Below are 12,471 nucleotides of genomic sequence, written 5' to 3'. Positions count from 1 at the left end.
CAGCCGCTGTGCCGGTGCGCCTACGCCAGGGCCCACCCGCTGAACTCCGCCAGCCCCCGCTTCCCGCTCCCTTCGTTGCCCGCCGTCATGAACAGCCCCACGTCCTGCACCGCCGCAGCGCCCGGCACGGAGACCGTCGCCACCGTCCGCCAGGTCGCGCCGCCGTCCGTCGAGCACTGGGCGGTGTACGCGCCGGAGGCGGTCCGCGTCAGGCGCAGCAGCACCGGGGCCTTGAGCCCCGTGATGCGCCGGTAGGTGTCGACGGTGCCGTCGCCGTTGGTGTCGTAGGAGAGGACCACGCCCTGCTCCGGCGTGGCCGCCAGGTTCACGAAGCCCGCGGACCCCGGAGGAGCCGTGGAGGCCAGGGAGTTGCGGACGATGATGCCCGTACGGGCCCAGGGGTTCGTGTTCGCCTGGCTGTCCACCCGGACTGTGGCCGAGCGGCCGGCGGTGAGCGCGCCCTCGCGGTAGACCGCGCCGAACTCCGCGGTGCCCTTCCACAGGTCCCTGCCGCCGCCCTCGATCGCGAAGCGGTCGCCGAGCTGCCCGAAGACCGCGGCGTTGTTGGTGACCGTCTTCCAGCCCGCCTCCAGCGGGCCCGCCGCGTAGAGCGTGCCGGGCTGGACGGCCGTCACCCGCTCCTCGCCCCGCGGCCCGTACCGCGCCGTCAGCTCGTACGGCAGGGGCTTCAGCGGCCGGTCGAGGGGGCCGGCCGGGGCCGTGACGCGCCAGCGGGCCGTGCCCGTGCCGCCCGGCGCGATGGACGGCAGCGAGGTCGGGCCCTGCGCGGCGGCGTCGAGGCCGGCCAGCTCGAAGTCGACGCGGCCGGTGGGGCGCAGGCCGTTGACGTTGCGCAGCGCGCCGGTGAGCGTCGCGCGGCCGCCGGGCGGCACGGCGGCCGGGTCGGCACTCGCGGAGAGCGTGCCCTGGTACGGGGCGGCGGCCAGGGTGTCCCGGACACGGCGCGCCGTGCGGTAGGCGTCGGAGACCGGCCGCAGCGGGTACCGCTTGCGTTCGCGCGTCCACGGCTCCTCGAAGGCGAACCAGTCCACCGGCCGCGGCGCGCGCCCCTCGCGCAGCGCGTCCTCCAGCTCCCCGAGCCACTTCGCCCAGCGCGGCAGGTAGAAGTCGGCCATCAGGCCGTTCCAGTCGCGGTTGCCGTACTCGTGCAGCTTGCCGGGGTCGGAGGTGGCCCGGTCGCCCCAGACGGTGATCAGCACGCGGGCCGTGCGCTCCAGCTCCGCGGACTCGGCCGCGCTCGACCCCATGGCCCGCGCCGCCTCGTTCCACGGCCCGAGCAGGAACGCGCGGTGCGCGCCCGCGATGTCGTCGGCCAGCCGCATCAGCTTCAGCCACAGCGCCGACAGCGCGCGGAAGGCCGACAGGTCCTTGCGCACGTACGCGGTCTTCAGCTGCGGCAGCAGCTGGCGGCTGCGGTGGGCGACGGCCTGCCGGGCGACGTCGACCAGGTCGGCCTTGTACGCGTCGCTGCCGCGCAGCTCGTCGTCGACGTCCAGCAGCCCCGCCAGTGCCGCGTCGAAGCGCGCCGGGTCGTAGGACAGGTCGCGGGGCGCGTACTCGGCGGCGCGGTTGGCGTCGAGGTCGGGGCGGGCGGCGAAGAGGGAGTCGTGCGGGTCGCTGCGCTCGGGCGCGTGCTGCTGGTAGGCGGTGTCGCGCAGCGCGGCCCAGGCGGCGCGCGCGCCGCGGTCCCGCTCCCCGTACCGGAACTCGCCGTAGTCGGCGAACCATTCGGCGCGGTCCACGGGCCGCTCGCGCCAGGCCAGTTCGGAGAAGAGCTCGAAGGCCGCCGGGTCGCGGTCGGTGGCCTCCGGCATGTACGCGGTGCCCGCCAGCGCGCTGTTCGACTTGTCGCGCCACCGGAAGAACCGGTCGTTCCAGGCGTGGGTCTTGGCGCCGAGCGTGGTGCGGCCGCCGTAGTTGGGGATGGTGCCGAAGCAGTACGGGGTCCCGGCCCAGTCCTTCTCGCGGTCCGGCTCGGCCGTGGTGCGGTCGGAGATCCCGTCGAAGATCACCATCTTCGACTTGTCGACCGCCGCGATCAGTTCGGGCAGCGGGTTGTTCTCCCAGCCCAGGATCGTCCAGACGCCGTCCGGGTGCGCGGTGCGCAGCCCCCGTTCGACGCCCTGCGCCGCGGGGCCGACAGGCACGTCGCCCGCGGTGCCGCCCTCGTGCAGCAGGTCCATCTTGAAGTGCTCGGCCGCGCCGAGGATGTCGCGCTGGTGCCGGTAGAAGGAGGCGGCGACGTCGCCGAAGACGGCTGTGCGGGGGTCGAGCCAGTCGGGGCGCTTGAAGCCGTGCCACTCGCCCTGCGGGACGACGCGCGCGCCGGGGTTGCGGGCGACGAAGCCGTCCGGCACGGTCCCGTAGTAGCCGGGGAGCACGGGGTGCATGCCCAGCTCCCGGAGCCGGTCCGCGATCCGCCGGCCCAGCTCGGAACGTTTCGCCAGCAGCTCATGGGTGAGTGGGCCGCCGTACGAGCTGAGGTTCTGCAGCAGCCACCACGGCTGGTGGGAGGGGGCCGGCAGCCAGGCGCGGGCCTCGGCGTCGCTGTAGCCGAAGTCCATCAGCACGCGGTGGTAGACCTCGTCGTGCCCGGCGATCACCAGCACCTCATTGCAGCCGTGCAGCGCGAGGAGGTCGATGCGCCGCTCCCAGAACGCCCAGTCGGCGTACGGGGCGGTGTAGCCGTCGTTGGTGTCGTTGAGCGCGAAGCGGTGCGCCAACGACGTGGATCTTTCCAACGGGCGGCCCGGCGCGGGCAGCCGGCGGGGGAGGTCCAGCTGGCTGCCGTTCCAGGCGAGATGGGCCCCGCAGACGTACTTCAGGTACCAGTGCACGCCGGTCAGCTGCACCGCCGGGCTGGTCCCGGCCACCTCCACGTCCCCCGCCCGGCCGGACACCTCGAAGCGCTCTTCCCCGCCGTGCAGCGGGACGAGCCGGAACTGGTCCGCGTGCCGGGGAAGCAGCCGCCCCAGCGCTGCTCGCGCCGGGGCGGTGGTGAACGGGGTCGCGGTCGCGGTTCTGCCGGAGGCGCCGTCCGCGGCCGCGGCGGGGGTGACGCCGCCGAGGGCGGCTCCGGCGCCGAGCGCGCCGGCGGTCCCCAGCAGCGTGCGTCTGGAAGGTCCGGACAGTCCGGGCAGGCTGGACAGGTCGGTCATGGCAACGCTCCCTGTGTGCAGCGGCAACAATGGACGCTTGCGCAGCGCACGTTAACCGCCGTCGCACACGGGGGCAATGAGGCGCTTCAGCCGCGATCGAGGTAGGCGAGGACTGCCAGGACGCGGCGGTTGTCGTCGTCGGAGGGCGGCAGGTCGAGCTTCCCGAAGATGTTCGACGTGTGCTTTGCGACCGCACGCTCGGTAACGACCAGGTGGGCGGCGATCGCCGCGTTGGAGCGCCCCTGCGCCATCAGTTCCATCACGTCGCGCTCACGGGGCGTCAGCTTGGTCATCGGCTTGTCCTGGGACCGCCGGGACAGCAGCTGAGAGATCACTTGCGGGTCCATCGCCGTACCACCGGAGGCCACCCGCCGTACGGCGTCCACGAACTGCTCCGCGTCGAAGACCCGGTCCTTGAGCAGATAGCCGACGCCGCCGCTGCCGTCGGCGAGCAGCTCGCGCGCGTACAACTGCTCCACGTGCTGCGACAGCACCAGCACGGGCAGGCCGGGGGTGGCCCGCCGGGCCGCCAGCGCGCACTGGAGCCCCTCGTCGGTGAAGGACGGCGGCAGCCGGACGTCCACGACCGCGACGTCCGGCTTCAGCTCGGCCAGCGCGCGGGTGAGCTCGGGTCCGCTCTCGACGGCGGCGGCGATCTCGAAGTCGTACGCCTCCAACATCCGGACCAGGCCGTCCCGGAGGAGGAAGAGGTCTTCGGCTAGGACAACGCGCACGGAATCTCCATGGTCGGGAGGGCGACGGGGCCGGCCGGCGGCCGGTTCGGCGGCCGATCGGCGGACCGCGCCGACGCTGGACGGGCCATGCGGGGGCGGGCCCCGCGAGCTTATGTTCTCATCGGCGCGGCGGAGGGGGGCCGGGGAGAGCCCGTAGGCAGGGCAGAACCCGTAGGCGGGGCATGGCGGAGCAGGACAGAGCAGAGCGCCCCCGGTCGGACCGAGGGCGCTCTCGCGGTGGTGCTCTCATCTGCCGTGGGCGGTCACCTGCCGCGGGCCGGGGCGGCGCCCAGGGAGCACGGGATCTCCATCGTGACCATCGTGGGCCCGCCCACCGGGCTGCTCACGGCCAGCACACCATCGAACGTACCGAGCCGCCGCTCGACGCCGACGAGGCCGGAACCGCCCGCGGTACTCGCGCCGCCGCGGCCGTTGTCGGTGACGCTGATGCGCAGCATGCCCTGGTCGTGGTGGATGTCCAGCCAGACCTGCTCGGCGCCCGAGTGCTTGGCGGCGTTGGTGAGGACCTCGCTGATCGCGAAATACGCGGCCGACTCGACGGGCTCCTCGGCCCGGCCGGGTAGCTCGACGTCCACCTCGACCGGCAGCGCCATGCGCAGCGCCAGGGCCCGTACGGCGTCGCCGAGACCGCGCTCGGCCAGCACCGGCGGGTGGATGCCGCGAACCAGGTCGCGCAGCTCGGTCAGGGCGTCGGCGGAGTCGGCGCGGGCCGCCGCCAGCAGCTTCTTGGCCTGCTCCGGGTCCTTCTCGATGAGCGCCTCGATGGTGCCCAGGCTCATGCCCATGGCGACGATCCGGGCCTGGGCCCCGTCGTGCAGATCGCGCTCGATGCGGCGCAGCTCGGCGGCGGAGGTGTCCACCGCGTCGTGGCGGGTCTCCGTCAGCCGGTCGACGCGCTGGGCGAGCGCCCGCTCGCGGGCGGCCGCGTCGGTCGGCGCGAGCAGCGACATGGCGAGCGTGAAGTGGGCGCGCAGCAGCGCCGGGTTGACGAACAGGCTCAGGACGCCGAGGCAGACGCCGAGTCCGGCGGCCAGGTTGGCGCTGGTCTGGCCGGTGATGTGGATGAACGCGAACCACTCGTTGCCGCCCGCGTGCACGATCGGCCGCCAGACGCCGAAGGCCAGCACCGGGCCCCACAGCGCGTACCCGACGAGGACGAGCGGCAGCAGCGCCAGGAAGAAGCCGGCCGTCGCGTCCACGAGCAGCCAGGAGATGTCACGCCAGGTGGCCGGGTCCTTGAGCAGCGCCTTGCACTGCTCCATCTGCCCGATCACGCCGCCGGAGCCCTGGGGCAGCGGCCGGTACGGCCGGGGGATGTGCACCCCCGACCAGTTGTAGGCGTGGACCCGCCGTATATCGGCGAATCCGCGCATCGCCTTGATCATGGCGGGCGTGGTGAAGACGCCCAGGCCCAGCGGGATGAAGGCGATCGAGACGATCGTGAGCGTGAAGATAATGATCGATCCGGCCATGCCGACGACGGACAGGTACAGCCCCCGTGCAGCGGCCAGCAGTGCGCTGCGGACCCTCATCTGTATTCTCCCTGCGCTCTTCCCTGTCGCCCGGCGATCGGGCACGGCTCCAGTCTGCTTATCGGCCCATTATCGGTCACTGGGCTCGGCACCCGAGCGATGGTGTACCTAGCGACACCCCTCTGACCTCGTTATTCGCCCCCGTGATCGGGGTGCTCAGCGGCTGGGTCGGCGGCCTGCGGATTTCTACGTTCGAGCCATGACTTATTCGGGGCTCAGCCGTACGGATGCCGGGGGCGGATCGTGACGAACGCGATGAAGCGGAACAGCGGGAGATGGGGCGCGGGGGGCGGGGACGCCGCGGACCGGGACGCCATGAACCGTGATGGGACGGGCCGGGGCGCCGGTGGCCGGTATGGAGCGGGCCGGGATGAAGCGGGCCCGGGCGGAGCGAAGCGGAACCTCGCGGCCCGGCTCGGCGTCTGGAGCACCCGCCACCGCAGGACCGCCATCTTCGGCTGGCTGCTCTTCGTCGTACTGGCCTCCGCGGTCGGCGGGATGGTCGGTACCTCCGAGATGTCCGCGTCCGAACAGGGCGCGGGCGACTCGGCCCGCGCCGCCAAGATCCTCGACGACGCCGGCATCACCCACCCGGCCGCCGAATCGGTGATGGTCACCAGCGCCGCCCCCGACGGCTGGCGCGCCGCGGCCCGCGACCTGGCCCACGTGATCGAGGGGACCGGCGAGGTCACCGGCGTGGCGGCCCCGCTGCCCTCCGCCGACGGCAAGTCCGGGCTCGTGCGCTTCGAGATGAAGGGCGACGCCAAGACCGCCCCCGACCGGGTCCAGCCGGTGCTGGACGCCGTCGACAAGGCCAAGGCCGCCCACAGCGATGTCAAGGTCTACCAGTACGGTGAGGCCAGCGGCGGCAAGTGGTTGAGCGACATGCTCGGCGACGACTTCGCCAAGGCCGAGTGGACGGCCGTACCGCTCGCGCTGGGCATCCTGCTCGTCGCCTTCGGCGCGCTGGTCGCCGCCCTGCTGCCGGTCGGCCTGGCCCTGACCGCCTTCATCGCCGCCAACGGCCTGCTGGCGCTGGCCAGTCACAAACTGCACATCTTCGAAACCACCAACTCCGTGATGCTGCTGATGGGCCTTGCCGTCGGCGTCGACTACTGCCTCTTCTACCTGCGGCGCGAGCGCGACGAACGGGCCGCCGGCCGGGACGCCGAGACCGCGCTGCGCATCGCCGCCGCCACCAGCGGCCGGGCCGTGCTGGTCTCCGGGCTGACCGTGATGGTCGCGATGGCGGGCATGTTCCTGTCCGGGCTGATGCTCTTCGAGGGGTTCGCGCTCGCCACCATCCTCGTCGTTTTCATAGCGATGCTCGGCTCCGTGACCGTGCTGCCCGCACTGCTCTCCTGGCTCGGCGACCGCGTCGACAAGGGCAAGGTGCCCTTCCTCAGTCGCGGCCGGCGCTCCGCACGGAGCGGCGGCCGGGTCTCCGGCGCCGTCCTGGGGCCCGTGCTCAAGCGGCCGAAGCTGATGGCGATCGGCGCCGCCGCCGTACTGCTCGTACTGGCCGCGCCCGCGCTCGGCATGAAGACCGAACAGCTCGGCCTGGACAAGCAGATGCCCGCCGGCGCCCCGTTGCGCACCTCGTACGAGCAGATCACCACCACCTTCCTGGGCGGCCCCGACCCGGCGCGCGTCGTCGTGACGGCCGACGACATCACCTTCGCGCGCTTCACGGACGCGGTCCAGGAGTTCAAGCGGCAGGCCGCCGCCACGGGTGAGTACGGCAAGGACATCACCGTCACCCCGCACCGGCGTGCGAACCTCGTCGAGATCGAGGTGCCGCTGGCCGGGGACGGCACGGACAAGCGCTCCAAGCACGCGCTCTCCACGCTGCGCGACGAGCTGATCCCGCACACGCTCGCCCCCGTCTCGCAGCACGCTTACGTCACCGGTGAGCTGGCCTCCTCCGTGGACTTCAACGACCAACTGGCCAGTGGCATCGTGCCGGTCTTCCTCTTCATCGTCGGCGTGACCTTCCTGCTGATGCTCGTCTCCTTCCGCTCGCTGCCGATCGCGGTGGTGTCCATCGTGCTCAACCTGCTCTCGGTGGCGGCCGCCTACGGCGTGATGGTCGCCGTCTTCCAGCACGGCTGGGGCGCGGGACTGATCGGCACGGAGGCGGTCGGCGCGATCGAGGGCTGGATGCCGCTGTTCGTCCTCGTCGTCCTGTTCGGCCTGTCGATGGACTACCACGTCTTCGTCGTCTCGCGCATCCGTGAGGCCCGCGCCAGCGGCCGTACCACGAGGAACGCGATCAGCGAAGGAGTACGGGCCACAGCGGGCGCGGTGACGGGGGCCGCCGCCATCATGGTCGCCGTGTTCGCGGTCTTCGGAACGCTGTCCATGCAGGACATGAAGCAGATGGGCATCGGCCTCGCGGTCGCCGTGCTGCTGGACGCCACAGTCGTCCGGATGGTGCTGCTGCCCTCGGTCATGGCGCTGCTCGGCGAGCGCAACTGGTACCTGCCGCGCTGGCTCCGCCGCCTTCCGGACTTTGAGCACGGAGGGGAGCCGGAGGCCGCGCCGCTGCCCGCGCCCTCGACCACGGCCTCGGCCGGGGCCGTACCGCCGGTGGCGGCCGGTCCCCGCTGAGCCGGGGCGGGGAGCGCGGGGCGGGCGGCCGACACGGGGGTGCGGCCGCCCGCCCCGCCAGACAGCCGGCTTGGTCAGATCAGCGGCGGCACGTACTTATAGCCGACCCGCCGCACGGTCACGATCGACCCCCGGTGCTCCGCGCCCATCTTGCGGCGCAGCCGGGCGACGTGGACGTCGACGGTCCGGCCGTCGCCCACGTGCCCGTACCCCCAGACCGTGGTCACCAGCTGATCGCGGGTGTGGACGCGCTGCGGGTGCGCGACGAGGTGGGCGAGCAGTTCGAACTCCAGATAGGTGAGGTCGAGGAGGCGTCCGGCGACGTGCGCGGTGCGCTGCTCGGGGTCGATGCGCACCAGCTCGTCGCCCCCGGCCGGGGGCGAAGCGGCCTCGCCGGACAGGGCGGGCTGCCGCTCCGCCGGTACGAGCACCAGATAGCCGACCATCGGCGGCTGGCCCGGCAGGGAGGGCAGCGTGTGCGGGGGAGCGGGCAGCCACGTGGCACCGGAGTGCAGCAGTTCGGCGACCGGCGGCACCTCGTCGGGTGCGACGGCCCGGAGCCGGTGGCGGTGCGGGGGGCCGCCGACGGCGGGGCCGGCGGGGGAGGGGGGCAGAGTACGGAGATTCGTCATGGGGACTCAGCTCTTTCGCGCGAGATGCCGTCGAGGGGCGTTACGTGCGCGCTGGCCATTGGCCGGTACTGGCGACCGGCGGGCTGACGTCGACTGCGGGCGTCAGCGGGGGGAGCGGGCCTGCGCGGGGATCGCGCGGCAACACACTCGGTCGTAATCGTGATGCTGGCGTGACGGCCAGAACGGCTCAAGGTCGCTGCGACCTGTCGCGGTGTTCTTCTCAAGGCTGGCCATGCCCCCATTGAAGCATGCGGGCCGCTTGAGCAGCAGTCTCGGCGGCCGGGTTGCCGGGGCCGCCCGCGAGCGGCGGGCCCCCGGCCGCCCGGTGCGGCCACGCGCCGGCTATCCGCCGTGGGCGACCAGCGGATAGTGATCGGAGAGGTTGGTGTAGGTGTACTCCTTGCCCCAACTGCTCACCGTCCAGGGCGCGGATGTCTCCTTGACGACCGTGTTCCGCCAGCCGCCGGGCCGCGCGTGCCCCTTGCGGTGCAGCACGTAGTCGAGGTCCTCGCGGGGGTCGGTGGGGTAGCGGTAGGCCGCGATCGAGTTCTCCTTGGTGTCGAAGGAGTACGGGTGGCCGGTGCGGGCGTCGGCGGGCGCGAGGCCGGCGTTCGCGAGCATCGACGGGTACTCCGGGCCGTGGGAGTCGACGTTCATGTCGCCCGCGACCAGTACCTCCTCGTCGGCCGGAATGTGCTTGGCGTCGAGGAAGGCGGCGATCTGCCGGAACTGCGCCGCGCGGTCGGCGACCGCCTCGCCCGCCCCGCACCCGGAGTCGGTGGACTGGGTGTGCGTGCCGACGATGTGCACCCTGGCGCCGTTCACGTTCAACTCGGCATAGGCAAAGCCCTTGTTGGACCACCAGTCGGAGCCGCAGGCGTCCTTGTACACGAACTGCTCCTTGCGGACGATCGGCCACTTGCTGAGCACGGTGACGCCGCCGTCCTCCGGCGTGGTGGCGGAGTAGCTGCCGCCGGTGGCGTCCCAGCCGCTCCTGCTCCGGCCGACGACGGGCGTCTGGTACGGGTACTGGCCCGAGGCACCGCGCTTGAGCGCGTCGGAGGCGGAGTTGTCGAATGCCTCCTGGAGCACGACGACGTCGTTGCCCTGGAAGAAGCCGGCGGCGGGGATGGCTTTGGCGCGGTGCTCCTGGCCCCAATTGGGGTAAAGGGACTGACTCATGAGAAACGTGTTGTACGTGAGCACTCTGAGCGAGGGCGCGGCGGCAGGGGCGGCGGCCGGGCCCGCGACCGCCTGCGGGGCGGCGGTGAGGGCGGCAGCGGCGAGGGCGGGCACGAGGACCGCGAGCCGGGTGAGCTTCCTGGGCGGCACTGGGACTCCCTGGGTGGGTGGGGGACGAGCCGCCGTACATCAAAGCAGGGGCAGTTACGACCGGGTATCCCTCGGAAGGACGGCGCCTGTACACACGCCGTCCGGTTCCGCTCCTACGCGCCGCCCTCCTCCTGGGCGAGGTAGCCCGCGTACTCCTCCGCGCTGAGCAGACCGCTGTAGGCGCCGGGGGAAGGCACTTGGATGTAGATGACCCAGCCCTCGCCGTACGGATCGTCGTTCATCTGCTCCGGGCTGTCGTTGGTGGTCTCGTTGACCGCGATGACGGCGCCGGTCACCGGCATATAGATCTCGGTGACGGCCTTGACCGACTCCACCGACCCGAATGGCTCGGACGCCTCGAACCGCTCGCCCGGCTTGGGAAGTTCGACGTAGACGATGCTGCCCAGCTGCCGCTGAGCGAAGTCGGTGATGCCGACGGTCGCCTGGTCGCCCTTGATCCGCAGCCACTCGTGGTCCCTGGTGTACGAGAGGTCCTCGGGGATGTTCGCCATGACGTACGTGCCTCCTAGGCGGAGCCTGCGACGGATCGCGCGTGTGGGGCGTGCGGGATGTACACGGCGTGCGTGAGACCTGCTCTGCTCGACGGTGCCACCGCGCGCCGTACCCGCCAAGAGCGCGCGCGGCCCGGGGCCGCGTCAAGGAGCCGCGGCTGGCCACGCGGCGGCGCCGCCGGGAGGACTGGTGGGGTTATCCCCCCGCTCCGAGGGCGACAGCCCCCCGCCGGACAACACCGGTCCACCCCCAAGGGGTTGGGGCCCTGCCCTCACTGACCTGCGCGGCGATCCGGCAGAGCATTGAGGCACTCCATCATCACGCCGCCGGCCGAGCAAAGGACCCGTCATGCCGTTTCCCGAGAGAAAACCGGACTGTGACGGAGCGCGAGCATGAGCGTCGCCTACGAACAGCGCGTAGAGAACATCCAGGCCACGGCCGCGCCGGCCCCGCGGACATCGCCGGCCCCGCAACGGGACAGGGCGATAGACGCGCTGCGGGCACTGGCGCTGCTGGCGGTGCCCACCGGCCACTGGCTGGTCGGCGGGCTGAGCCTGGACGGGAACGGCGCGCTGCACAACGCCAGCCCGCTGTCGTCCTACGCCCCGCTGGCCCCCATCACCTGGGTGCTCCAGATGCTGGGCATCTTCTTCCTGGTCGGCGGCTACGCCTCGGTGCTGTCCTACCGGCGCTCGGCCGCGCGGGGCGAGACGCGCAGCCGCTGGATACGCGGCCGCCTGGTCCGCCTGCTGCGGCCGGCCGTGGGCGTCACGGCGGTCTGGGCGCTGCTCGCCCCGCTGCTGTACGTGCTGGGGGTCCCCGAAACGACCCTGCGCACCGCCGCCACCCTGGTCGTACAGCCCCTGTGGTTCGTCCTGGTATACGCGGTGGTCACGGCGCTGACGCCGTACTGCGTGGCGGCGACCCGACGACTCGGCGGCTGGGCGGCGGCGCCACTGGTGCTGACCGTGGCCGTGGTGGACTTCCTGCGCTACGGCCCGTACGCCGCGTCCATACCCGAGTGGGTGGGCCTCATCAGCCTCTTCCCCGGCTGGCTCTTCGGCTACCAACTGGGCGTCTCCTGGGGTGAGAAGCGCCTCGGCAGGCCGGGGGCCTGGCTGCTGTGCGCGGGCGGGGCGACACTGTTCGCGCTGCTGCTGCTGGTCTTCCACTACCCGATGAGCATGGTCGGCGTGCCGGGCCAGGACCGTACGAACTCCCACCCGCCGTCCCTCCTGGTGATCGCCCTGGCGGCGGCGCAGTGCGGAGCGGCGATCCTGCTCCGCGACCGCATAGCGGCCCTGATGCGCAGGCCGGCGCTGTGGGCCCCGGTATCGGCGGTCAACGCCTCGGCGATGACCAGCCTGTGCTGGCACCAGACGGCCATGCTCGCCGCCGCGATCCCCGCCGCCGTCCTGGGCCCGATAACCGGCCTCACCACAGCCCCGGACTCCCCGACCTGGATGCTGACCCGCCTCCCCTGGCTCCCCCTCTTCGCCCTCCTCCTCATCACCCTCGCCCACCCCACCCGCCACCTCGAACCCCCGTGGACCGCCCTATCCCGAGGCCCCCGCATTCTCGCCGGAGCCCTGGCCGTCGGCTTCTCGGCTTTCGCTCTGGGGCTGGTCTGAGAACGAGAAGCGCCCGGCCGAAGACCCACGGCAAAGGCCGCCATCCCGGAACGGGATGGCGGCCTCGGGCGGAGTCCGTGACTCAGAGGTCGAAGTACAGCTACGGCAGGTCTGTGGCCAGGGCAAATGGTGTCTGTTGAGGCGGTGCGGTGCACAACGGGTGCACTCGACTGTGTAGGCAGACCGCCGCTACGCAGCGTCTGCCTTGGGAACCGACGAGTAGAGCCCCGATGCGACAGCGCGTTCGTGACGCGGGGCGTGGGGATACAAGACCGTGGGTCGACGCA

8 protein-coding genes are annotated in these 12,471 nt (G+C 72.3%); 2 read left to right on the top strand and 6 right to left on the bottom strand.

Translation table 11 applies throughout. The features are described 5' to 3' along the window. Positions 1-20 precede the first annotated feature (20 nt). From AB0I49_RS32650 to AB0I49_RS32640, 3 genes are all read right to left on the bottom strand, one after another. A complete protein-coding gene (locus AB0I49_RS32650; protein ID WP_363230786.1) occupies positions 21-3,179 on the bottom strand; it encodes an alpha-N-acetylglucosaminidase in 3,159 nt (1,052 codons plus the stop codon). 86 nt (positions 3,180-3,265) lie between these two features. Further along, positions 3,266-3,913, bottom strand: coding sequence for a response regulator transcription factor (locus AB0I49_RS32645; RefSeq protein ID WP_363230785.1), 648 nt, complete (start codon positions 3,911-3,913; stop codon positions 3,266-3,268). Positions 3,914-4,176: 263 nt separating this feature from the next. Further along, a complete protein-coding gene (locus AB0I49_RS32640; protein WP_363230784.1) occupies positions 4,177-5,466 on the bottom strand; it encodes a sensor domain-containing protein in 1,290 nt (429 codons plus the stop codon). A gap of 243 nt (positions 5,467-5,709) precedes the next feature. Here AB0I49_RS32640 and AB0I49_RS32635 point away from each other — a divergent pair, with 243 nt between their 5' ends. After that, positions 5,710-8,076 carry an MMPL family transporter gene (locus AB0I49_RS32635; protein WP_363230783.1) on the top strand — a complete coding sequence of 789 codons (2,367 nt, stop codon included), beginning with the start codon at positions 5,710-5,712 and terminating at the stop codon, positions 8,074-8,076. Positions 8,077-8,150: 74 nt separating this feature from the next. Here the strand turns inward: AB0I49_RS32635 and AB0I49_RS32630 are convergent, their stop codons facing one another. The 3 genes from AB0I49_RS32630 to gcvH form a co-directional block, all read right to left on the bottom strand. Next, on the bottom strand, positions 8,151-8,708 hold the full coding sequence (locus AB0I49_RS32630; protein WP_363230782.1) for a winged helix-turn-helix domain-containing protein: 558 nt from the start codon (positions 8,706-8,708) through the stop codon (positions 8,151-8,153). Positions 8,709-9,050: 342 nt separating this feature from the next. Continuing rightward, the gene (gene sph, locus AB0I49_RS32625; RefSeq protein WP_363230781.1) at positions 9,051-10,040 is read right to left on the bottom strand and encodes a sphingomyelin phosphodiesterase; all 990 of its coding nucleotides are present in this window, start codon (positions 10,038-10,040) and stop codon (positions 9,051-9,053) included. A gap of 113 nt (positions 10,041-10,153) precedes the next feature. After that, on the bottom strand, positions 10,154-10,552 hold the full coding sequence (gene gcvH / locus AB0I49_RS32620) for a glycine cleavage system protein GcvH (RefSeq protein ID WP_363230780.1): 399 nt from the start codon (positions 10,550-10,552) through the stop codon (positions 10,154-10,156). 393 nt (positions 10,553-10,945) lie between these two features. Between gcvH and AB0I49_RS32615 the strand changes: the two genes are divergently transcribed. After that, positions 10,946-12,184, top strand: coding sequence for an acyltransferase family protein (locus tag AB0I49_RS32615; RefSeq protein ID WP_363230779.1), 1,239 nt, complete (start codon positions 10,946-10,948; stop codon positions 12,182-12,184). The last annotated feature ends 287 nt before the right edge of the window (positions 12,185-12,471 follow it).

This window comes from Streptomyces sp. NPDC050617, assembly GCF_040654795.1.
In the GTDB taxonomy this organism is placed as follows: domain Bacteria; phylum Actinomycetota; class Actinomycetes; order Streptomycetales; family Streptomycetaceae; genus Streptomyces.
This window is presented reverse-complemented; position numbering and strand designations above follow the sequence as displayed.